The sequence below is a fragment of the Vibrio sp. Vf1514 genome (assembly GCF_052076135.1).
GTDB lineage: Bacteria > Pseudomonadota > Gammaproteobacteria > Enterobacterales > Vibrionaceae > Vibrio > Vibrio furnissii.
This window is the reverse complement of record NZ_CP197267.1, coordinates 2154601-2176293: the sequence shown is the minus strand read 5'-3', so window position 1 is coordinate 2176293 and position 21693 is coordinate 2154601. Positions and strand designations below refer to the sequence as shown.

The window sequence follows — 21693 nt, the reverse complement described above, 5'->3', positions numbered from 1 at the left end:
GTGGCGTTTGAGTTTCTTGTATTGGGCATCACCCGTGAGGGTATTGGCCGATAATGTGACTGGAAATAATTCAACAAAGTCATCGAACTACGATTTCTGTAACAAATGTCTAGCATAGTTATCAAAATTTGCGTGGTATCAATATTTAATTAGAAGTGAAAAATATAATCCACTTGTGGTGACATTTGTAATGGGTGCTAACATTTAGGCTACGGGGGTATGCCGTTAGAACCCAGGAATTCTAATAAGTTAATCAGGAGCATAAACATGTTTAAGAACGCTTTTGCTAACCTGCAAAAAGTGGGTAAGGCGCTGATGCTTCCAGTATCGGTGCTCCCTGTTGCAGGTATTTTGCTTGGAGTGGGTGCGGCGAATTTCAGCTGGTTGCCTGACATTGTGTCAAATTTGATGGAACAAGCCGGTGGCTCGGTCTTTGGACAGATGGCATTGCTGTTCGCGGTTGGCGTGGCATTAGGTTTTACCAATAACGATGGTGTTTCTGGCCTGTCTGCGATTGTTGGCTACGGCATCATGGTTGCGACCTTAAAAGTGATGGCCATGGCGATGGGTGTTGAGAAGATCGATACCGGGGTGCTGGGGGGCATCTTAGCCGGTGGTGTGGCAGCATGGGCATTCAACCGTTTCTATAAAATTCAATTGCCAGAATACCTTGGCTTTTTCGCGGGCAAACGCGCGGTGCCGATCATTACGGGTTTTCTGGCCATCATTTTGGGGGTTGTTCTCTCCTTTATTTGGCCACCAATCGGTTCTGCCATCGCAACGTTTTCGGATTGGGCTGCGCACCAGAATCCTGTATTGGCATTCGGTATTTATGGTGTAGTTGAACGTTCACTCATCCCATTTGGTCTGCATCACATCTGGAACGTGCCATTCTTCTACGAAGCTGGGACGTGTGTGAACGGCTCTGGTGAAACGGTTCACGGGATCATGACGTGTTTCTTGACGGCTGACGACGCCTCTCGCGCAGCAGGCAATGGGTTCGGTCAGTTAGCAGGAGGCTACTTGTTCAAAATGTTTGGTTTGCCTGCGGCGGCATTTGCGATTGCGCATTGTGCCAAACCAGAGAACCGCGCCAAAGTGATGGGGATCATGGCGTCTGCGGCGCTCACGTCATTCCTGACGGGCATTACCGAACCCATCGAGTTCTCATTCTTGTTCATTGCGCCGGTGTTGTATGCAATTCATGCGGTGCTTGCTGGTTTGGCGTATGTGCTGACAAACTCACTGGGTGTGGTTCACGGTCATACCTTCTCGAACGGGTTTATCGACTTTGTGGTGCAGTCGCCCCGCGCAGAGAACATGCTGCTGCTGGTGGGCCTAGGCATTGGTTACGCGGTATTGTACTACGTGGTGTTTACTTTCGTGATTCGTGCATTGGATCTGAAAACGCCAGGTCGCGAAGATGAAAGCGTCGATGAGTCGGCAACCGAAGGCACTGAACTCGCTGGTGAACTGGTCGCGGCATTTGGTGGTAAAGCCAACATTACCAACCTTGATGCGTGTATTACGCGTTTGCGTGTGTCGGTCGCAGATACCGCACACGTGGATCAGGACAAACTGAAAAAACTCGGCGCAGCGGGCGTGGTGGTGGTCTCGGGTGGGGTGCAAGCGATCTTCGGCACCAAGTCCGATAACCTCAAAACCGAAATGGACGAGTGGATTCGTAACCACGGTTAACGAACTCGATGGTTGAAAGTGAAAGGGGGCTGCGGCCTCCTTTTTCGTGGGCTGGGTTCTGTTTACCAAAAAGGAAGAAGCTCAAAAACGCTCGACCCGCTGTCGGTGGCTCGGCATTTGATGCCAGAGTGTGGCGGCCGAGCCATCGGCCAACACAATGTGCGATGTGCTCGACGACGCGTGATATCTCTACAATAGCTTTATTTTCCCTTTACTCGCGGTTGACATACCCCGCCCATCCTCCGGCTAAAGTTTGCATCGACATCAGAATTAATACAGGACATGAATGTATGAACAAATTAGGGATGACGGCACTGCTTTTGGGTTTGCCTCTGACGGCGTTTGCGCAGCAAGATAACAATCTGAAAGTCGGTCTAGCAGTGGACCAACAGTTGAGCGCCGTGCTCGAAGTGAACAACCAATATCGTTTTATTCTGGGGAATGACGGTGCCGCGTTTGATTACATTATTCAACGCGGTAGCTTTAACAATCCGGATATACCTTTTGATTGGTATGTGGGTGCTGGCGGCTGGGCTGAATGGGATGATGATTTCGGGGTTCGTGTGCCGCTGGGTTTGGATTGGCAAATCAACCAGAACTTCAACCTGTACGGTCAGGTTCACCCAGAACTCAACCTGCACTCTGGCCCTGAATTGCAATTGGGTGCGGCCTTAGGCATCACCTACCGCTTCTAAAGCGAGGATAAAAAAGCCGGCGTGATGCCGGCTTTTTGTGTCTGAATGGTCAGCGTTTATTGCTGTTTATCCATGGCTTTTTTAATGCAGATGGCTGCGCCACCCCAGGTAATGCCTAAACCGATGATCATCATGATGATGGCACTTGTAGTCATTAGTAGCTCTCCTTGCGGTTGGTAAGGTTAACGGCAACACCGACAACCAGTAGCGCTGCAATCATTACCCAACCCAGTGTTAGGTCATAACCGCCGTAGCCTTCAGTCAGTAGCGTTCTTAACTTGGTTGCGACAATGACCGCCAGAATGACCGGTGAGATAAAGCGCAGACAGATATCAAACCAAACACCCACACTGAAATCAGAAATTGAGTTCACGTATTTACGCGCGTCAGAGATTTTCACCAGCCAAGTCATCAGCACCAACTCAACCAGACAGCTGGCCATGATGCCCACGTTGTTTGCAAAGTGGTCCACCAAATCAAGCAGCAACAGGCCGCCGTTGGTCGCAAACGCCATAGAGACGATGAAACCGACACCAATCACCACGTTGGCTGCTTTCTTACGGCTCCAGCCCAGTTTATCGATGATGGCTGACGTAACCGCTTCCAGAATCGAAATGTGCGAGCTCAAACCAGCAACCACAAGAGCAAGGAAGAACAGTGGGCCAAGGATGTATGGCGCTGGCAGCAAGTTGATGGCTGCTGGCAAAGTGACGAAGGCCAAGCCGACACCTGCTGAAACAACTTCCGTCAGCGGTTTACCTTGCTCTTGAGCCATGTAGCCCAGCACCGAGAAGATCATGATACCGGCCAGAATCGAGAAGCCGCAGTTGATCAGTACCGTCATAAACGCGTTGTTGGTGATGTCTGATTTCTCAGGCAAGTAGCTTGAGTAAGCCAGCATGATGGCAAAGCCGATACTCAGGGTAAAGAAGATCTGACCGTAAGCTGCTGCCCATACTTTCACATCCCAGATTTTGCTGAAGTCGGGTTCGAACATGTAGTTCACACCATCCAAAGCACCTGGAAGGAAGATCATGCGAGCGATGAGCAAAATCACCATCACGAACAGCACGGGCATCATGATTTTCGATGCACGTTCAATACCGGATTTCACACCGCCAACGATAGCGGCATAAGTGATGGCCCATGCAATCGCCATCGCGATGGCAATTTTCCATTGGATACTACCCAGATTCGTCGGTGAGTTGTCACCAAGGTTGAGGTAGTTACTGAAGAAGAAGGCGTTGGTGTCGGTTCCCCAGCCTTGGCTAAATGACAGGCCAAAGTATGAAATCGCCCAACCGATAACTGCCACGTAGTACACGGCGATGATGGCGGCAATTCCCACTTGGAACCAACCAAGCCACTCAAATTTTGCATTGATGCGTGCTAGGGTTTTCGGGGCCGAACCGCGGTGTTTTTGACCCATAGAGAATTCTAGGATCATGAACGGAATACCCGCAGTGATCATGGCAAACAGATAAGGAATGAAAAAGGCGCCGCCGCCGTTTTCGTAGGCCATGTATGGGAAACGCCAGATGTTACCCAAACCGATTGCCGATCCGACAGCTGCCAAGATAAACCCGGCACGGGATCCCCATTGTTCTCGCTTCATAGATTACTCCTTTACAACTCCCTGAGGTATGAAGCTTTTCTGCAGCTTGTGCTGCTTATTTCATCATGATAGTTAATAACCAATCAGAATGTGGTCTGAGTGTTAAAAGTTTGCTCTATCATCCATGAATCAGCAAAAAGTTAGTTTTAAATATTATTAGCTGGCAGAAAACTCAGAATATTGTTCTTAGTTTTACGATGTGTGTTTGCGAAATCTGAAATAATCAGCTACGCATTGGTTTTGAGACTACAGAGATCTTTCGCACAAGGCAATAGATTGTAAACATGATTTTGTTCTGCGTTGTTGGCCTCTTTGTTGTTTTTTTGCGCTTTAATTAGTTATATGTTTGTTATAAACAGAAATCAATAAATGATTCGACTGGTATGAACTCTGATTGCAATTGATATAACTGTATTTAATGAAAGTGCGTATGACTGAAAAATATACACTCGCCAGTGAATCTCTCCATTTTTTAACCTTGGTCGCAAAACGGATGTTAAAACTGGATCGTCAGACCGAGGTTGGCGGAGAACTGATTCATCCAGTCTGATTGGAAGCGAATCACACAACGGTCTGAATCGCCGAACGTGCACACCGTACTGGTGTCGTTATCGACCACCGTTCCTAACCAACGAAACTGAGTGTTGAGTGCGATGTTCGGTGACAAACGATAGTCGAGCCCGGTAAAGATGCTGGCGGAAAACCCGTATTTGTCGTCGACCCAATCTGCATCGGCATATGAGGCGCCAAGACCGAGCCCAAGGTAGCTGGAGAGTTTGTCATCGGCAGGATAGTAGATGCTGCTTTGAAAGTGGAGGTAGTGCATGGTGATGGTGTCGCTGAGCGTGTTGATGTCACTGCGCTGGGTGGCATAAAACAGCCCCAAACGGCCGGTTTCATAAGGCACTTCTAACGCCAAGGCATAGCTTTCCGAACCTTGAATGGCGTGGCTTTGACGTTGGCTGTCCTCCACCTTGCCGCCTGCGGTGTAGCCGACAAAAGGCGTCAGATACACTGCGGCCTGAGTGGGCGTGATGGCCAGTGCCGTGATAAGCATAAAATACCGATAACGCATGGCAAACCTCGAAATTTTTCTCGACCTGTTGAGTAATTGTGATAGTAACTTCATAATCGTGCACGAAAAACCAGCAATTCTTGAACATGTCTCGCACCCCTGTTATTAATTCGTTATCACGAAGGAGGTGTTGTATGGAACGCGATTTCAAATTTGCACTTTGTGTCGTAGTGACCGTGTTTGCAGTTTTGATTGGCTTTGGAATTATCGCCATCACAAGTTAAGCAATAAGGGTTCTGCTTATGATGAATAGTGGAACTGTCTCTGAATTGGACACTCGAGTCGACTTAGCTCGACTCTCCAAATTTATTGGCGGAAAAAATGCGTTGGTCGCTCAAGGGGGCGGGCAACGAGGGATTTTTACTGCTGGGGTGTTGGACGCATTTATGCTGTCCAACTTTGACCCATTTGAAGAATTTTTTGGCACGTCAGCCGGCGCGCTCAATCTCAGTGCATTTCTGTGCCGTCAGCCCGAGCTGGGCAAGTCGTTTATTGTCGACCTCACCACCGACCCGCAATTCTTTCACCTATTCAGTTACATTCGGCGTAAGCAGTATTTAAACCTCGATTGGGCGCTGGATAGGATTTGTGACTTTCCTTATCGTCTCGACTTAGACATGGGGCGTCAGGTGCTGGGGCAACGAAAAGCGTTTGCCGCGGTCACCTCGACACGCACACTGAGCGATTTCTATTTTCCGATTCTTGGCCCGCAATGGCGCGATGTGCTGATCGCGACTTGCGCAATCCCACGGTTGTACCCGCGGGAAGTGGAGTTAGCGCATCAGCCGTACATCGATGGTGGAGTTTCCGCTTCGATTCCCGTGCAGGAAGCGTGGCGCCGAGAAGCGCGCTTTATCGCGGTCATTCGTACTGAGAGTCTGGATGAAGAACCGGGGGCGCCCGTGCCGTTAGAAACCGACCATGAGCCAGTGCAGTGGTTTCGAGATTCGTTTAACACCATTCAGCACCAGTGGCAAAACAAACTGGTGCAGTGGAAAGAAGATTGGAACAACTTTTTCTCGCAACAGATTGAAAAATCGAAGTTAGCGAAAATGGAGCACAAACATCTTGGCACACTCAACGGCGGTCGCTGGCTGTTTGGCGCCGATGATATTTATCGGTTAAGTCATCTCATTGGCGACAAATTTGATTCGGGCCTCGCCGATATGTTGATGGTTCACTATCAAACCTATTCGCTGACGTGTGACTTTTTGCGAACGCCGCCCGATGACACGTTTATCGTGCAAATCGCGCCCAGTTCGCCGCTCAAATCCAGTTCGCTGCTCAGCAGTGTCGAGGATTTGATGCATGATTATGAATTGGGCCGTGAAGCGGGCATGCGGTTTGTCAGCAGTTATCTGAATGCCAATGAGCTGAAATCACAGCGGCTCAAGCAAGCGGCGGGTCTTTATCCTGATCGCGGGGAATAGCGCACCGTCGTCACCTGTTTCACGTTCATTGCTGTATCACGAAGAAAGGCCCGCCAAGCGGGCCTTTTTGCTGAGTGCGGGTTAAAGGACGGGCAATATACGCATGCAGTTGGTGGAACCTTCCACCTCCATGATGTCCCCTTGTGTGATGATCACCAGATCGCCAAACGACAACAATTTCTTCTCTTTCAGGGCTTCCAATGCCGCTTGCGCGACTTCAAAGCCCGTGCCGCTTTTGCTGTCGAAGTAAAAAGGCATCACACCACGATACAGCGCGCAGCGGTTGAGCGTTGCTTCATTGCGAGACATCGCAAAGATTGGCAGCACGGAATTTAAGCGTGAGGTCATCAGAGCCGTGCGACCGGATTCGGTCAGTGTGACCATCGCTTTGACGCCTTCCAAGTGGTTGGCCGCGTAAATGGTCGACATGGCCACCGTTTCTTCTGCAGTCGTGAAAGAGCGGTCAATGCGGTAGTTCTGCTGATTGGATTCAATCATTTTCTCCGCGCCGATGCACACTTCAGCCATCGCTTTCACTGTTTCGACCGGGTATTTCCCTGCAGCCGTTTCACCGGACAGCATGACCGCATCGGTGCCATCGAGTACGGCGTTGGCAACGTCCATCACTTCGGCCCGTGTTGGCATCGGGTTCGTGATCATCGATTCCATCATCTGAGTGGCGGTGATCACCACGCGGTTGAGCGCTTTAGCGCGATGAATCAGCTTTTTCTGCACCCCAATCAATTCGGGGTCACCGATTTCCACCCCAAGGTCACCGCGAGCGACCATGATCACGTCGGATGCGCGCACGATGTCATCAATATTTTCATCACTGGCGACGGTTTCGGCACGTTCCACTTTCGCGACCAGACGCGCCTCAAGGCCGGCATCACGCGCCAGACGGCGAGCGTAGTCCATGTCCGCCCCATTGCGAGGGAATGACACGGCAAGGTAATCTACTTTGATGTCTGCTGCGAGTTGAATGTCGCGCTTGTCTTTTTCTGTCAGCGCGTCGGCAGATAACCCGCCGCCTTTTTTGTTGATGCCTTTGTTGTTCGACAGCGGGCCGCCCACTAGGACGGTGGTGTGCACTTTGCTGCCTTCAACCGCGACTACCAGCAACTGCACGCGGCCATCGTCGAGCAGCAGAATGTCTTCACGTTGCACATCTTTGGGCAGGTTTTTGTAGTCAATGCCTACTGCATCTTGATCCCCTTCGCCGGGTGCGAGATCCGCATCCAGCACAAAACGTTCACCTTCAACCAGTTCAATTTTGCCTTCTTTAAACGTCGAAACGCGGATTTTCGGCCCTTGCAGGTCGCCCAAAATCGCCACGTGGCGACCCAATTTGGCGGCAATTTCGCGGACTTTTTGCGCGCGAATTTTATGATCTTCGGCCGAACCGTGTGAGAAGTTCATCCGTACGACGTTTGCTCCGGCGCGAATGATCGCTTCCAGATTTTCTCCTTTGTCTGTTGAAGGCCCTAAAGTGGTGACAATTTTCGTTCTTCGTAATGCTGAGGTCATTCTGATCTCCTGAAATGATCGGACAGAGGAAGTAAAACGTTTTAAGTATATGCAAGATATTTGAAGAGTTTGGGAGCTCTGAACGATATTTACGCTTTGCAACAAGATAATTAATGACGAAAAATAACCGCTGAGCTCGCATTCAATCAGGGAATCAATGGATGACTATTTGACTGAAAACACAAAGTTCCGAGTATATGCGTGATGCCTGTCACGGCTATTCACCAAATGACTTCACAATTACTTCGCAAAGTAAAAAAATTGGCAGGTTACTGAATTCTGGAGCGCCCCATGTACATGGCTCAACCAGGCCATATTGATCACATCAAACAGGTCAATGCTGGCCGTGTATATAAACTCATCGACCAAAAAGGTCCTATATCACGCATCGATCTGTCGAAAGAGAGTGAACTTGCGCCAGCAAGTATCACCAAAATCACCCGCGAATTGATTGAAGCGCACCTGATACACGAAACCACCGTTCAAGAAGCCATCAGCCGTGGTCGTCCTGCGGTGGGGCTACAAACTAACAACGAAGGTTGGCAATTTCTTTCCATGCGTCTCGGACGTGGCTACCTGACCATCGCGCTCCATGAGTTAGGCGGCGATGTCCTGATCGACACCAAAATTGATATTCATGAAATCGATCAAGATGACGTGCTGCAACGGCTATTGTTTGAAATTGATGAATTTTTCCAAACCTATGCTGAGCAACTGGGTCGCGTGACCAGCATTGCGATTACGTTGCCGGGTTTGGTCAACTCCGATCAAGGCATCGTGCTGCAAATGCCGCATTACAATGTGGAAAATTTGGCATTGGGGCCAGAGATTTACAAAGCAACCGGTTTGCCAGTGTTTGTGGCCAACGATACGCGCGCTTGGGCATTGGCGGAGAAGCTGTTTGGTCATTCGCAAGATGTCGATAACTCGGTTTTGATTTCAATTCACCACGGTTTGGGTGCGGGGATCATTCTTGATGGTCGTGTGCTGCAAGGGCGTCATGGCAATATCGGTGAGCTGGGCCACATTCAGATTGATCCGCAGGGCAAACGCTGCCATTGCGGCAATATTGGCTGTTTGGAAACCGTGGCCAGTTCACAAGCGATTCGTGAGCAAGTGGCAGAACGTATTGCCGCTGGTGAAGCGTCATCGCTGAGCGAAAAAGCGCACGATGACATCACGATTGAAGACATTTGTGCCGCGGCCGCTGAAGGCGATCCGCTTGCGGTCGATGTGGTGGAAACCTTGGGCCGTTATCTCGGTTCGGCTATCGCGATTGTGATTAACCTGTTCAACCCGGAAAAAGTGCTGATTGGTGGCGTCATCAATCAGGCGAAAAACGTGCTGTATCCTGCGATTCAGCGCTGCATCGAAGAGCAAAGCTTGCCGGTTTATCATCAAGATTTGCAACTGGTGGAATCCCGCTTTTATAAGCAAGCGACCATGCCGGGCGCCGCGTTGATCAAACAAGCCTTGTATGATGGTTTATTATTGATGAAAGTGGTGGAAGGATAAGTTTTTCTTCGTTTTTTCCTTTCCCCGGTTTACATTTGCCGTTCAGGTTACATTTACCAGCCACAAATATAGCTATACTGTGTAGCTATAACAGTGCGTCTCTACTTCTTCTTGGGATTTTGTATGTCGGGTATCTTAAATACGGTCGATCAGCGTACCAATCTGGTGGGGGAAAACCGCCTCGAACTGTTGCTATTTAGTTTAAATAGCCGCCAAATTTTTGCTATCAACGTCTTTAAGGTTCGGGAAGTCATCAAAATGCCGAAAACCACCAAAATGCCGGGGTCGCACCCGAACATTACTGGTGTGGCATCGCTACGTGGTGACCCGGTGCCGATCATCGATTTGCGCCGCGCGATCGGGTTTCCACCGTCGCGTCTGGAAAACCCAGAGCAAAATCTAATCATCACCGAATACAACCGTACCGTGCAGGGCTTTCTGGTCGGGCAGGTGCGTAACATCATCAACACGGCATGGACCGAAATTCAGCCGCCACCCAAATCGGCCGGTCGCGCTAACTACCTGACCGCGATTACGCACATTAAAGAGCAAGATCAGACTCAAATTGTTGAGATCATCGACGTTGAAAAAGTGCTGGCCGAGATCATCGACTACGACGTATCGATCTCAGAAGAGGTGCTGGATCCGGCGCTGGTGGATGAAATGGTTGGTCGCAACATTTTGATCGTCGATGATTCCTCAACGGCACGTAATCAGGTCAAAGGCACGCTGTCACAACTGGGATTGAACATCATCGAATGTCGCGATGGTCTGGAAGCGTTGAAGCTACTCAAAAGCTGGTGTGATAAAGGCAAAGACATCAACAAAGAGCTGCTGATGATGATCACTGATGCCGAAATGCCGGAAATGGATGGTTATAAACTGACGCATGAAGTACGCAGCGATCCGCGCATGGCAGACCTGTTTATTACCCTCAATACGTCTCTGAGTGGCAGCTTTAACGAAGCCATGGTGCAGAAGGTTGGCTGTAACCGGTTTATCTCCAAGTTCCAGCCGGACCGATTGGTGGAAGCGGTGCAAGATCGCATGCGCGAAATTCTCTAATCGCAGCCCATACATTTCAATTCGAAAGCGCTGAATGGTCAGCGCTTTTTTTGTCGGTGAAGCCAACGCAGCGCGCAACGTTAATGAAAATCCCGCGACTGAGTGTGTAGCTGTTGGAGCTTTGGCGTCAGGTCGATAAGCCGCCCAGCAATGACGTGAATCACGCTGCCTTCGCGTTCCAAAATCCCTTTCACCATCAGCATTTTGGCACTGATATAGGCGCTTTTTTGCGCCCGCGCAGTGGCCTGCCATACCACCACATTGATGTTGCCAGTATCATCTTCCAGCGTGAAAAAGGTCACGCCCGCCGCCGTGCCAGGGGATTGGCGTCCGGTGACGATTCCTGCCACGGTGACCAGCGATTTGTGCGGCAACTGCGCCAAATCGCGCATGCGGCTAAAACGCCCCAGCTCGCCGGCGGTATCGAGCAAGGTCACGGGATGCTGGGTGAGCGACAAACCGAGCGAAGCGTAGTCTTCGATCAAGGTATCCATATCACTCGGTTGTTGATACAGCGCCGGCGCCGCTTCGTCGAGTTGCTCAAACAGCGGCAAATCGGAGAGCGAATCCATCATCGACCAGCGGGTTGCATAGCGATTATGCGCAAAGCTGTGCAGCGCGTTGGCTGATGCCAGTGATTCCATGTCCTTTTGGGTGAGCCCGCAACGTTTCAGCTGCGCCGGGTGATGAAACCCTTGCGCCGGACGCGCGTTCAGCAGCAATTGCGCACCTTGTTCGCTGAAGCCTTTCACCTGCCTCAGGCCAAGACGCATCGCCTGTTGCTGTTCATGCTCCACCACCTGATGATCCCACTGCGAGGCGTTCACGCACACCGGCAGCACCTTGATGCCGTGGCGCTGCGCGTCCTGCACCAGTTGTGAAGCGCTGTAAAACCCCATCGGCAGGCTATTGAGCAGCGCGGTATAAAATGCTTCCGGATAGTAGTATTTCAGCCACGCCGAGCAGTACGCCAACACGGCAAATGAGGCGGAATGACTTTCCGGAAAACCGTATTCGCCAAAGCCGCAGATTTGATCATAAATCCGCTCGGCAAACGCCAGCTCATAACCTCGCGCCAGCATGCCGTTGATCAGCTTGGTGCGAAATTTCGCCAGCTCGCCAGTTTTCTTCCATGACGCCATGGCGCGGCGTAATTGGTCAGCTTCACCGCCCGAAAATCCGGCGGCGACCATGGCAATTTTGATCACTTGCTCTTGGAAAATCGGTACGCCCATGGTGCGTTGGAGCACCGCTTCCACCTCTTTTGACGGGTAGGTGACGTCTTCAATGCCATCGCGCCGTTTGAGAAACGGGTGCACCATGTCACCTTGAATCGGCCCGGGGCGCACAATCGCAATCTGAATCACCAAATCGTAATAGCAGCGCGGTTTCAGGCGCGGCAGCATACTCATCTGAGCGCGCGATTCAATCTGAAACACGCCAATGGTGTCGGCGCGCTGAATCATGCCATACACGTTGGCATCATCCTGCAGGCGAGTGATGTCGGCAATGCTGAGTTTGCGCTGATGGTGCTGCTCAATGCAGGTAAAGCACTTGCGAATCGCGGTTAACATGCCAAGCGCCAACACATCGACTTTAAACAGCCCGAGACTCTCCAAATCGTCCTTATCCCACTGAATAATGGTGCGTTCCGGCATGGCGGCGTTTTCAACCGGCACCAGTTCGTACAGCGGGCCGGAGGAAATCACGAAACCACCGACGTGCTGCGATAAATGACGTGGAAAGCCGATCAGCTCGTTGACCAGTTCAATAAACTGCTGTCCTTTGAGCGACTGCGGTTCCAAGCCCAGTTCAGTGAGCTGCGCTTGCCAGCCCAAACCGCGATCGCGACGGTTAACGTTCTTGATGAAAAAATCGAGTTGCGCTTCATGAATGCCGAGCGCCTTCCCCACATCGCGCACGGCACTTTTAAAGCGATAGCTGATCACCGTCGCCGCCAAAGCTGCTCGCTCACGGCCATATTTGCGATACAGATACTGAATCACCTCTTCGCGCCGCTCGTGTTCAAAATCGACATCAATATCCGGCGGCTCTTGGCGCTCTTTACTGATGAAGCGCTCAAACAGCACGCTGATCTGGCGGGGGTCCACCGAGGTGATTTCGAGGCAATAACACACCACGGAATTAGCCGCCGAACCGCGCCCTTGATAAAGAATGCCGCTGCGTTTGGCGAACATCACAATGTCGTGAATGGTGAGAAAGTAGTAGGGGAGATCAAGCTCGTCAATCAGCGTTAGCTCTTTTTCAATTGTGGCGTTGATGTCGGCGGGCACGCCGTGCGGAAAGCGCAGCGCTTTGCCTTGCTCAACGAGCTGGCGCAGGTAGGCCATCGGCGTGTGGCCATCGGGCACCAACTCACTGGGGTAGCGGTAGTGAAGCGAACCCAACTGGAATTCGCAGCGTTCAGCAATGCGCACACTCTCTTGGAGCCATTCGGGCGGAAACAGTTTACTCAGCTTGGCCTGACTGCGCAGCGCACGCTCGGTATTGCTCACCAAATGAGCCTGAATATGTTCAACCGGCTGGCCGCGTTGAATGGCGGTCAGAATGTGCTGCAGGGGCAGGCGGGTCGCGTTGTGCATCAGCACGCCGCCGCACGCGGTTATGGGGAGATCGAATGCTTGTGCCAGCGTGCGGCAATGGTCGAGGTAAGCGTTGTCTTGCGGCCCAAGGTGGCGTTGTACACCCAGCCATAATCGGTGGGGATGATGCTGAGTCAGCCATTGTCCCCAGTGTTTGTCACGTTCGGTGTGGCTCGGCAACCAAATCACCAAGCAGTGGCGCGCCGACATCACATCCCATTCCGATAGTTTGTATTGGCCTTTCTCACTGCGCCGCCGAGCATTGGTGATGATGCGGCACAGTTCGGCATACGCGTCCTGATTCGGGCACAGCAACACAAAGCGGCACTCGTCATTGAGCTGAAACAGGCTGCCGACAATCTGCTTGATGCCCAGTTGCTGTTGTTTTATGGCGGTGTGGGCGCGAACCACGCCAGCCAGTGAGCACTCATCGGTAATCGCAATGGCGTGATAGCGCAGAAAATCAGCCTGAATGACCAACTCTTCGGGATGAGATGCGCCGGTCAGAAACGAGAAATTACTCTGACAGAACAGTTCTGCATAAACCATGATTGCCTCAGCTGAATTGGCCGTGAATAAACCATTGCTGCTCGGGAGTGCGAAACACCCACAGCCAGCGCCCTTGCTCGGTGCGAGCGATAAAATAATCACGAATCATATTGTGACCGTCCCACCAACCGGTCGCGATGCGCTCCGGGCCATGAATCAACGAGACCGCTTCGCACAGCGGCTGCGGCTCAGGTAACAGCAGGCTGGGGCGCAATTCGGCGCGCCGTAGTGGCTTGGTTGTTGTCGTGGTTGGATGCACATTGGGATGAGCATTGGGATGGACATAGCGACTGCGCTTTTCCGGCCTTGGATCATCACTCAGTTGTAGCTTGTGCACGTGTGATGGGCCGAGTTTGGCTTGCAAAAGCGTGATCAGTTCTAACGGGCTTTGCTGGCCTTTGATGCCCGAGAAAAAATCTTCGGCAGTCTGCTCGGCAAGGCCCCCCCGTACCACGTGCAACGTCAGGCTGACGACCGGATGTTCCAGCAGCAGTGATTCCATGCTCAAGCGGCACAACTGCGCCCATTTTTCCGCCTGATAATCGCCGCGTGCGGAGGTGAACGTCACGCTGTGCTGAATTTTGTCACGCTGCGTCAGCGTGAGTTTCAGCTCGAACGCGACCTGATTGCGTAGCGTCAGAAACAGCTCCAACCGTGTGAGCAGGCGGCGCAGCGGCTTTTCCAGCCACTGCACGTTGTCGATTTCATACAGCAGTTCCAGATGGCTGTGAAACGCTTCCGGTGGATGATAAAAACTGACCGGGTGTTTGAATTGTCCCAGCAGCCGGCCAACATAGTTGACTAAATCGATGTCAAAGCGGCGCGCGATCTCCTGCATCGGCAGCGCGAGCAAGCTATCGATGTCTCGAATGCCGACGCGCGCCAGTTTATCAGTGTGTTTGCTCTCTAGTTCGGTGGCGGTCAGTGGAAAGCGGCCGACCTTTTGGCGCAAGATGGTCGTATCCGCTTCAATCAGATTGGTGCCACTTTTGGCGAGCAACATGGCGCTCAACGGTGAGAAACCACACCCGTAGTGGTAACGCACGCCGCGTTGATCTAGATGATGGCGGAGCGTGCGCCAATAAGCGGTTAGCCCACCATAGAGCGACAGCATATTGGTGGCGCGCAGCAAGAGCCCCTGCGGTGGATACAGGACGATATCGGAAGTGACCAAATAGAGCCACTGCGCAATTTCTTCCACCGCGCGTTGCTCAATCTCGGTATCGTAAGGGTGCACTTGCAGCCCCGCGCACAATGCGGCCGCGCTGCCAAGCCCCATGCCCAGCGTGATGCCTTGGTTGAAAGCCAGTTCGTTGGCTTGCACCACTTGATGGACGCGCCCATCGACAATCACCACCGGAGCTGCTGGCTCCGTTTCTGCCGCCGGCGCAAACACGGTATCGAGTTGCAGCGCAGGAAAATGAAGATAGATCCACAGCGTCATCATCAGCCTTGCTTGCGCAGCGGAAACGGCACCACCACCGACGTGGGTCGGGGCAATGTGAGCGCTTGCCAGCGCTCAGCCATCGAGACTGAGAAAGCGCCCAATGGCCAGCCGCCACGACGTTTGGGAACACGCACTTCCACGCCTTGAGGGTGGGCGCTCAGGACGAGTGTCATGGTTACGGGCAAAGAAAACAGGCTGTCTTGCCGCGAGCGGAACAGGAACTGCAAACAGTCACCAGTTTCACACGCCACTTGCAGACGGCGCGCGTGATGCACTTCCAGTTTGTCCTGCCACAACAGCACTTGGCTGCAAGCGCCGCTGCGCGCACATTGTTCGGCTGACCATAACGCTTCCTTGGTAGTTTGCGGGGTGAGAATCAACACGTTATCGAGATGGATTCCAGCGTGTTGCAGGCTTTCTGCGTGCACTTGCCCCGGCGGATTGATCAGCACCGTCAGGCGCTCATGATGCTGCTGCAGGTAAGGAAACAGCAGGCGCAGTTCACCGATGCCGCAGGCCGACTGAATATCAATCACGCCGTGTGCTGGAAAACCGCCAGCCAACTGGTGGTCGAGTTCGGCAAAGCCTGTGGCATGAGAAGGCGGCTCGCACGGCGTGTCGGAGCCTTGCCATAACCAGTGTTTGTTTTTGAGGTGTTCGATCAGTTCATACATAACAATCTACCTGTATATTTGTACAGTATATTTCGTTATGTTGAACATTCAAGAGAAAAGTCGCGGGGCAGAAAGTACAAAGCCCTGCTGATTGAGCAAGGCTTTGAATTCAATACGAGTTTTGGGTTTATTTTTTTGGCTGCGCGTCGATGCACTGACCGTTGACCGCTTGCCCTTCTGGCGCCATCAGATAGACGTACAGCGGCATGATATCCAGCGGCGTTTTCAGTAATTCAGCATCTTCTGCCGGGAACGCTTTGGCGCGCATGCCCGTGCGGGTGCCGCCAGGATTAATGGCGTTGACGCGAATGGTGCTGTCGCTCAGCTCGTCTGCCAGCACTTGCATCATGCCTTCGGTCGCAAACTTTGAAATTGAGTAAGTGCCCCAGAATGCGCGACCGACGTGACCCACCGTTGAGCTGGTGAACACAATGCGCGCATCGTCAGATTTGTGCAGCAGGGGCAGCAGGGCTTGTGTCATCAAAAATTGAGACTTCACATTCACTTGCATTACATCATCAAACGTATCTTCGCCGATTTGATCGAATGGGCTGAGCACCCCCAGAAGGCCAGCGTTGTGCAGTACACCGTCCAGACGACCAAATTGGCCCTCAATGGTGTCTACCATATCAACGTAGTTTTGCTTGGTGGCGCCTTTCATATCCAGCGGGACGATTGCTGGCTGCGGGTAGCCTGCGGCTTCGATTTCATCGTAGGTGTGTTCTAGTTTTTTCACTGTGCGGCCAAGCAGGATCACGGTTGCGCCGTGCGCGGCGTACGAGATCGCGGCCTGTTTACCGATGCCATCTCCTGCACCGGTCACCAGAATAACTTTATCTTTCAAGGCATCTTTAGAAACTGAATAATCCACGTTACGTTTCCTTATTCTTATGATTTGCTTTAAGTCTTCGTGACAAGGTGGTTACAATACACCAATTCGCATTGAAGAGGATGAACACATTGGAATTTTTGTTGGACTATGGCCTGTTTTTGGCCAAGATTGCGACGATCGTCGTCGCTGTCGTGGTGTTATTAGTCATTGTGAAGTCCGTGGGCGGAAGACACAGCGCAGCCAAAGGCGAGCTGGAAGTCACCAACCTGACTGAGCAACACAAGCAGACAGTGGAACAGCTTGAATCTCATCTCCATGATGACGCTTTTTTGAAAGCCCGCGACAAAGCGGAGAAAAAAAGCGAAAAGGAAAAGAACAAATCTCGCGAAAAAGAAGTAAAAAAAGCAGCGAAAGGCGGCGAACTGGACGCGAAACGCGATCCACACCTGTTCGTGCTGGATTTTCACGGCAGCATCGATGCCAAGGAAGTGACCTCGCTGCGTGAAGAAGTTACGGCCATTTTGGCGGTTGCACAACAGGGCGATGAAGTGCTGCTGCGTTTAGAAACGGGCGGCGGCATGGTGCACGGCTATGGCTTGGCATCTTCTCAGTTGGATCGCTTGAAAGCTGCCGGTCTGCCGCTGACGATTGCGGTCGACAAAGTGGCGGCCAGTGGTGGCTACATGATGGCGTGTATCGCCGATAAAATCGTGTCGGCGCCGTTTGCGATTGTCGGTTCGATAGGTGTGGTCGCGCAACTGCCTAACTTCAACAAATTGTTGAAAAAACACGACATTGAATTTGAACAGCTGACCGCGGGTGAATACAAACGCACGCTGACGATGTTCGGTGAAAACAGCGATAAAGCTCGCGAAAAGTTCAAAGAAGAGCTGGAAGAAACGCACGTGCTGTTCAAAGACTTTATTCGTGAACACCGCCCGGATCTGGATTTGGAAAAAGTGGCGACGGGTGAACACTGGTTCGGCACTCAAGCCAAAGCATTGGGGCTGGTGGATGAGATCAAAACCTCAGACGATTTGATTGTCGATGCGTGCAAGAATAAAACTGTGCTGGCGCTCCACTACGTGCAGAAGAAAAAACTGACCGCTAAACTGGCGGGTGTGGCTGGTGAAGCCGCCGACAGCGTATTCCTGAAGCTGATCAGCCGCGGCCAGCGTCCGATTGTATAATCCCTATTGAACCACCCAAGCGCCTTAATGCGGGCGCTTTCGTTTGATGACCTCATGCATTAAACACGTGGTCCACTTGATAACATAATGAAAGACATCGTTAAAAAAGGTACTGTGATGAACCCGATTCTCGCACTGTTGAAAGAGAACAATATTAGTGACCAACAAATTGGCGAGCTGTTTCAGGCGCTGACGCAAAACCCACTGGCGGCGATGATGACCCTCAGCCAACTGGGTCTGCCGCAGGAAAAACTGCAACTGCTGATGGGCCAAGTGATGCAAAATCCGGCGCTGATTAAAGAAGCCGTGGAAGAGCTGGGCTTGGATTTCTCGAAAGTTGAAGCTGCGAAAGCGAAGTTGCAACAATAAGTTGATTGCGAGTTCGTGATGGATTGAAAAGGGTCGCTGGTGTCATACTGGCGGCCCTTTTTGTTGGTGTGTTTTGTTCGTGTGTGTTTTTTTTGGGGAAGGGGGAGGAGAGATGTGCTAAATGTTCCACCGCCACTGCTTGGCCATATACGCCAATCCCAATCCGCCAATCACGCCTGCCAAATGCGCCTCGGTTGCAACGCGCGCATGGATCAGCTGTTCGGTGCCAATCGAGCTGCCAAATGCTTGTTCCCATACCACTTTCGCGACCACGCCAAGGACCAACAGCCAGCTGCTGCGACGGCCTTGTAGCACTTCTTGCAGGGCAAAGAACGCAAACAGCGCGTGTAAGGTGCCGGAAAGGCCCACGTAGATGCGCATGTCGGTGAGCAGAACGCAGAGTCCAATCCATACACTGAGCGAGAGCAGCAGAATCAGCAGCGTGCGCGCCGCTGGTTTAAAGATAAAACTGATGATCCACAACCCGGCGAGGTTCATGCCCAAGTGAGCAAAGTTGGTGTGGGTGAAATTTCCTGTTAGGATCCGCCACCATTGGCCGTGTTGAATGCCGCTGAGCTGCCACGCACTGCCACTGGCGAGCGGCTCGAATTGCAGCCCGAAACACACGATACTGATTAAAATTAGCCACAGGTAAAGATTCACAGTATGTCCCGTTATTGTTCAGAGTGTGGAAAAGCACGCAAAGCCTGCATTTGTGATGCGATTGTGCAGTTAAGTTCGCGAGTGGAGCTTATCATTCTTCAACACCCAACTGAAGAACACCGCCCGATGGGAACGGCGCGTATTTTGAGCCTGTCGCTGCCCAACAGCCGTTTGTTGGTGGGGGAAGATTTCCGTCAGCACGAGGAACTGAACCGCCTGCTGGCCGATGACAGCGCGCAACATTTCGTGTTGTATCCCAGTGAGCAGTCGTCCTCCTCGGCTGAGTTTGAGCCCGAAGCAGGCAAAACGCTGCGCGTGATCTTATTGGATGGCACTTGGAAAAAAGCATTTAAAATGTGGCAGGTGAATCCCCAGTTGCATGCCTTGCCATCGCTGCACTTACCCAAAGATCTCACCGGCAATTACCGCATTCGCAAAGCGCCGAGCGACAATGCGCTCTCGACCGTTGAAGCCGGTTACCATTTGCTGCAAAGTTTGCAGCCTGATTGCGATTTTTCGCCGCTGATGCGCACCTTTGACGCCATGATTGATCATCAAATTCAACACATGCCACCGGGTGTGTTTGAGCGCAATTACCTCAAACAAGACCAATAGTCGCGTGCTTTCGTCCGGTGTTAGTAGTTGACGTGTGCGGAGAACAATTGCTGATGCAGGCGTTGCGCGTAAGCATCAGTCATCGCCGCAATGTAGTCACAAATCACTCGCATGCCATCGCCGGATGCATGTTCCGCCGTTTGCCATTTCTCACGAGTGGCTTGAGGCAATAAGCGCTCCGGATCGGCGGCCAAGGCTTCAAACAAATCCATGATGATCTGTTGGCCTTTGTATTCAAAGCGCTGCACTTGTGGCACCTGAATCACATATTGATTGACGAAACTTTTGAGGATCTCCAGCGCGTGACCCATGTTGGGTTCCAAATAGGCGTTAAATGCCAGCAGTTCGCTGTCAAACGGCGCATCCACCGGTCGCACGCTGATGCTGGTCAGCAGCGCATTGACGATGCCGCCGATGGCGTCTTTACGCACATGGTGCTGGCCGGAAAATAGCATCTCGCTTAGTGTTTCAATATGCTCGGTAAACCAACATTCGCCGCTGGTGGCTAGCTGGTTCGCAGCCGCGTGTTGCCATTGCGTTTGCGTCACCATGCCAAGCACGATCGCATCTTCTAAATCGTGCACGCCGTAGGCGATGTCATCGGCCAGCTCCATGATGGAACAATCGAGCGATTTAAAGCGCGTTTTCTGGTGTTGATACGGCGTGGTGGCGTCACCGCGCATTTGGCTCAGCAGCATGCGATCGTTGGCGCTGAGCGGCGAGAGTACCCATTCAAATATCTGACGATCACCGTCGTACACGCCCTTGGCGGGCGCCCAATCTTTGGCTTTGAGCTGGCGCTGGTGTGGCACCGACTCAGGAATTTTCTCGGCGCGGGTTTGGCTGAGCAGTGCCGGATATTTGAGTAGCCCCAGCAGGGTGCGGCGCGACAGGTTCATGCCGTGATGTTCGGTGTAGGGTTCCAAACAGGTCACAATACGAAATGTTTGGGCGTTGCCTTCAAAGCCACCATGTTCCCGCATCATGTAATTCAGCGCGATTTCGCCGCCGTGCCCATAAGGCGGATGGCCGATGTCGTGCGCCAGACATAAAGAATCAATCAGGCTGTCGGAGGGCAGTAGATCGCGAAACTCCGGCTGCTTGAGCTTGATCTGCGCGACAATCCCGGTGCCGATTTGCGATGCTTCTAACGAGTGTGTCAACCGGGTGCGGTGGAAGTCGTTGAGGCTGGTGCCGTGCACTTGGGTTTTGGCCTGCAGGCGACGAAACGCCGCAGAGTGCAGAATGCGCGCGCGGTCACGCTGAAACGGACTGCGATGATCGTTGCGACGAATCTTGTGCTCGTCGTCGTTCCGCGCTTGCCAATCTGGGCTGATGGATACCTGCATACACTGCTCCTGCATGGCCCCAGCACCGCCTGCCGAAGCAGGCCGAGCGGGCCGATTCAACGATGTGGATAAGATTTGTATCTTTGATAAAACTTACAGCGACTTAGCTGATTTCGTCCAGTGTTAATTCAAAGCTTGGGGCGAAGGTTTCCAGAAAATAAGCCATTTCCGGGGTGTGGCGCTCTTGCAGCGTGACATCCAAGCGTTTTTTCGCCAGCGCAAATTCGTGGTTGCCAGCGCTGAGTTCTTCCAAACATTTGAGGTAAGCGCAGATGCAGTCAGCTTGTTTGACGATCGCCGCATCGTCTTCATACGCTGCTTCGTGAACCAGAAAGGGCGCGAAATCTTGCTGAAACTCTTCCGGCAACATCGACAACAAACGGCGCTCAGCGGCGGCTTCAATTTTCTTGTACTCTTTGGCGATGTCGGGGTTGTAGTATTTCACGGGGGTGGGTAAATCGCCGGTCAGCACTTCGCTGGAGTCGTGGTACATGGCCAGAATCGCAATGCGTTCCGGGTTGAGCGTGCCACCAAACTTTTTGTTTTTGATCACCGCCAGCGCGTGGGCGACAAACGCCACCTGCAAGCTGTGTTCAGAGATATTTTCTTTGGAGACAGAGCGCATCAGCGGCCAGCGCTGGATCAGCTTCATTCGGGCGAGATGGGCAAAAAAATGGCTTTCTTTCATAACTCTCGGCATTCCTCATCTAAAAATCAGGCTCTCTTCTAGTGTATAAAAGAGAGCCTGAATAGCCTAACTGATCACCGAAGGTCGATGAAAG

General features: G+C 52.1%; 20 protein-coding genes. 9 read left to right on the top strand and 11 right to left on the bottom strand.

What is annotated here, in order from left to right:
• Window positions 1-267: 267 nt before the first annotated feature.
• Both ptsG and ACS18Q_RS09980 read left to right on the top strand, forming a co-directional pair.
• On the top strand, window positions 268-1698 hold the full coding sequence (ptsG, locus tag ACS18Q_RS09985; protein WP_004725022.1) for a PTS glucose transporter subunit IIBC: 1431 nt from the start codon (window positions 268-270) through the stop codon (window positions 1696-1698).
• A gap of 290 nt (window positions 1699-1988) precedes the next feature.
• Window positions 1989-2393 carry a hypothetical protein gene (locus ACS18Q_RS09980; protein ID WP_004725024.1) on the top strand — a complete coding sequence of 135 codons (405 nt, stop codon included), beginning with the start codon at window positions 1989-1991 and terminating at the stop codon, window positions 2391-2393.
• A gap of 56 nt (window positions 2394-2449) precedes the next feature.
• On the opposite strand, the gene ACS18Q_RS09975 is transcribed toward ACS18Q_RS09980, so the two are convergent.
• From ACS18Q_RS09975 to ACS18Q_RS09965, 3 genes are all read right to left on the bottom strand, one after another.
• Window positions 2450-2548 carry a MetS family NSS transporter small subunit gene (locus ACS18Q_RS09975; protein WP_086027259.1) on the bottom strand — a complete coding sequence of 33 codons (99 nt, stop codon included), beginning with the start codon at window positions 2546-2548 and terminating at the stop codon, window positions 2450-2452.
• Window positions 2548-4008 (bottom strand): sodium-dependent transporter, encoded by a 1461-nt coding sequence (locus ACS18Q_RS09970; RefSeq protein WP_158107595.1) that lies wholly within the window; start codon window positions 4006-4008, stop codon window positions 2548-2550. The genes ACS18Q_RS09975 and ACS18Q_RS09970 overlap by 1 nt, the downstream gene beginning before the upstream one ends.
• 496 nt (window positions 4009-4504) lie before the next feature.
• Window positions 4505-5065 (bottom strand): porin family protein, encoded by a 561-nt coding sequence (locus ACS18Q_RS09965; RefSeq protein ID WP_441257037.1) that lies wholly within the window; start codon window positions 5063-5065, stop codon window positions 4505-4507.
• 152 nt (window positions 5066-5217) lie between these two features.
• Here ACS18Q_RS09965 and cydH point away from each other — a divergent pair, with 152 nt between their 5' ends.
• Together cydH and ACS18Q_RS09955 are read left to right on the top strand one after the other, a co-directional pair.
• Window positions 5218-5307, top strand: coding sequence for a cytochrome bd-I oxidase subunit CydH (cydH, locus tag ACS18Q_RS09960; RefSeq protein WP_038150903.1), 90 nt, complete (start codon window positions 5218-5220; stop codon window positions 5305-5307).
• Between the two features lie 18 nt (window positions 5308-5325).
• The gene (locus ACS18Q_RS09955) at window positions 5326-6513 is read left to right on the top strand and encodes a patatin-like phospholipase family protein (RefSeq protein ID WP_441257036.1); all 1188 of its coding nucleotides are present in this window, start codon (window positions 5326-5328) and stop codon (window positions 6511-6513) included.
• 81 nt (window positions 6514-6594) lie between these two features.
• Here ACS18Q_RS09955 and pyk read toward each other — a convergent pair whose 3' ends face one another.
• Entirely contained in the window at window positions 6595-8040 is a 1446-nt protein-coding gene (gene pyk, locus ACS18Q_RS09950) for a pyruvate kinase (RefSeq protein WP_004725038.1), read from the bottom strand.
• Window positions 8041-8331: 291 nt separating this feature from the next.
• Here pyk and mlc point away from each other — a divergent pair, with 291 nt between their 5' ends.
• Window positions 8332-9555 carry a sugar metabolism global transcriptional regulator Mlc gene (mlc, locus tag ACS18Q_RS09945; RefSeq protein WP_143678752.1) on the top strand — a complete coding sequence of 408 codons (1224 nt, stop codon included), beginning with the start codon at window positions 8332-8334 and terminating at the stop codon, window positions 9553-9555.
• Window positions 9556-9678: 123 nt separating this feature from the next.
• Complete coding sequence (locus ACS18Q_RS09940; RefSeq protein ID WP_004725040.1) at window positions 9679-10620, top strand: chemotaxis protein CheV; 942 nt, start codon at window positions 9679-9681, stop codon at window positions 10618-10620.
• Window positions 10621-10700: 80 nt separating this feature from the next.
• On the opposite strand, the gene ACS18Q_RS09935 is transcribed toward ACS18Q_RS09940, so the two are convergent.
• The 4 genes from ACS18Q_RS09935 to ACS18Q_RS09920 form a co-directional block, all read right to left on the bottom strand.
• Window positions 10701-13772, bottom strand: a complete 3072-nt coding sequence (locus ACS18Q_RS09935; protein ID WP_441257035.1) for an error-prone DNA polymerase — start codon at window positions 13770-13772, stop codon at window positions 10701-10703.
• Between the two features lie 7 nt (window positions 13773-13779).
• Window positions 13780-15216 carry a Y-family DNA polymerase gene (locus ACS18Q_RS09930; protein WP_441257642.1) on the bottom strand — a complete coding sequence of 479 codons (1437 nt, stop codon included), beginning with the start codon at window positions 15214-15216 and terminating at the stop codon, window positions 13780-13782.
• Window positions 15217-15218: 2 nt separating this feature from the next.
• Entirely contained in the window at window positions 15219-15893 is a 675-nt protein-coding gene (gene imuA / locus ACS18Q_RS09925; protein ID WP_004725043.1) for a translesion DNA synthesis-associated protein ImuA, read from the bottom strand.
• A 127-nt stretch (window positions 15894-16020) separates the two neighbouring features.
• Entirely contained in the window at window positions 16021-16764 is a 744-nt protein-coding gene (locus ACS18Q_RS09920; protein WP_004725044.1) for a YciK family oxidoreductase, read from the bottom strand.
• 89 nt (window positions 16765-16853) lie between these two features.
• Here ACS18Q_RS09920 and sohB point away from each other — a divergent pair, with 89 nt between their 5' ends.
• Complete coding sequence (gene sohB, locus ACS18Q_RS09915; RefSeq protein ID WP_004725045.1) at window positions 16854-17915, top strand: protease SohB; 1062 nt, start codon at window positions 16854-16856, stop codon at window positions 17913-17915.
• A gap of 117 nt (window positions 17916-18032) precedes the next feature.
• Entirely contained in the window at window positions 18033-18284 is a 252-nt protein-coding gene (locus ACS18Q_RS09910; protein ID WP_014204693.1) for a DUF2999 family protein, read from the top strand.
• Between the two features lie 117 nt (window positions 18285-18401).
• On the opposite strand, the gene rrtA is transcribed toward ACS18Q_RS09910, so the two are convergent.
• Window positions 18402-18947 carry a rhombosortase gene (gene rrtA, locus ACS18Q_RS09905; protein WP_143678755.1) on the bottom strand — a complete coding sequence of 182 codons (546 nt, stop codon included), beginning with the start codon at window positions 18945-18947 and terminating at the stop codon, window positions 18402-18404.
• 3 nt (window positions 18948-18950) lie between these two features.
• Between rrtA and ACS18Q_RS09900 the strand changes: the two genes are divergently transcribed.
• Complete coding sequence (locus ACS18Q_RS09900) at window positions 18951-19562, top strand: tRNA-uridine aminocarboxypropyltransferase (protein ID WP_014204695.1); 612 nt, start codon at window positions 18951-18953, stop codon at window positions 19560-19562.
• Between the two features lie 20 nt (window positions 19563-19582).
• On the opposite strand, the gene ACS18Q_RS09895 is transcribed toward ACS18Q_RS09900, so the two are convergent.
• Together ACS18Q_RS09895 and yfbR are read right to left on the bottom strand one after the other, a co-directional pair.
• Window positions 19583-20911 (bottom strand): anti-phage deoxyguanosine triphosphatase, encoded by a 1329-nt coding sequence (locus tag ACS18Q_RS09895; RefSeq protein ID WP_441257034.1) that lies wholly within the window; start codon window positions 20909-20911, stop codon window positions 19583-19585.
• Window positions 20912-21014: 103 nt separating this feature from the next.
• Window positions 21015-21599, bottom strand: coding sequence for a 5'-deoxynucleotidase (yfbR, locus tag ACS18Q_RS09890; protein ID WP_004725050.1), 585 nt, complete (start codon window positions 21597-21599; stop codon window positions 21015-21017).
• Window positions 21600-21693: the final 94 nt, after the last annotated feature.

Excerpts from the sequence above, each read along its gene's own strand:
- ptsG (WP_004725022.1), top strand. The coding sequence starts at position 268 with ATGTTTAAGAACGCTTTTGCTAACCTGCAAAAAGTGGGTAAGGCGCTG.
- ACS18Q_RS09980 (WP_004725024.1), top strand. The coding sequence starts at position 1,989 with ATGAACAAATTAGGGATGACGGCACTGCTTTTGGGTTTGCCTCTGACG.
- ACS18Q_RS09975 (WP_086027259.1), bottom strand. The coding sequence starts at position 2,548 with ATGACTACAAGTGCCATCATCATGATGATCATCGGTTTAGGCATTACC.
- ACS18Q_RS09970 (WP_158107595.1), bottom strand. The coding sequence starts at position 4,008 with ATGAAGCGAGAACAATGGGGATCCCGTGCCGGGTTTATCTTGGCAGCT.
- ACS18Q_RS09965 (WP_441257037.1), bottom strand. The coding sequence starts at position 5,065 with ATGCTTATCACGGCACTGGCCATCACGCCCACTCAGGCCGCAGTGTAT.
- cydH (WP_038150903.1), top strand. The coding sequence starts at position 5,218 with ATGGAACGCGATTTCAAATTTGCACTTTGTGTCGTAGTGACCGTGTTT.
- ACS18Q_RS09955 (WP_441257036.1), top strand. The coding sequence starts at position 5,326 with ATGATGAATAGTGGAACTGTCTCTGAATTGGACACTCGAGTCGACTTA.
- pyk (WP_004725038.1), bottom strand. The coding sequence starts at position 8,040 with ATGACCTCAGCATTACGAAGAACGAAAATTGTCACCACTTTAGGGCCT.
- mlc (WP_143678752.1), top strand. The coding sequence starts at position 8,332 with ATGTACATGGCTCAACCAGGCCATATTGATCACATCAAACAGGTCAAT.
- ACS18Q_RS09940 (WP_004725040.1), top strand. The coding sequence starts at position 9,679 with ATGTCGGGTATCTTAAATACGGTCGATCAGCGTACCAATCTGGTGGGG.
- ACS18Q_RS09935 (WP_441257035.1), bottom strand. The coding sequence starts at position 13,772 with ATGGTTTATGCAGAACTGTTCTGTCAGAGTAATTTCTCGTTTCTGACC.
- ACS18Q_RS09930 (WP_441257642.1), bottom strand. The coding sequence starts at position 15,216 with ATGACGCTGTGGATCTATCTTCATTTTCCTGCGCTGCAACTCGATACC.
- imuA (WP_004725043.1), bottom strand. The coding sequence starts at position 15,893 with ATGTATGAACTGATCGAACACCTCAAAAACAAACACTGGTTATGGCAA.
- ACS18Q_RS09910 (WP_014204693.1), top strand. The coding sequence starts at position 18,033 with ATGAACCCGATTCTCGCACTGTTGAAAGAGAACAATATTAGTGACCAA.
- ACS18Q_RS09900 (WP_014204695.1), top strand. The coding sequence starts at position 18,951 with ATGTCCCGTTATTGTTCAGAGTGTGGAAAAGCACGCAAAGCCTGCATT.
- ACS18Q_RS09895 (WP_441257034.1), bottom strand. The coding sequence starts at position 20,911 with ATGCAGGTATCCATCAGCCCAGATTGGCAAGCGCGGAACGACGACGAG.
- yfbR (WP_004725050.1), bottom strand. The coding sequence starts at position 21,599 with ATGAAAGAAAGCCATTTTTTTGCCCATCTCGCCCGAATGAAGCTGATC.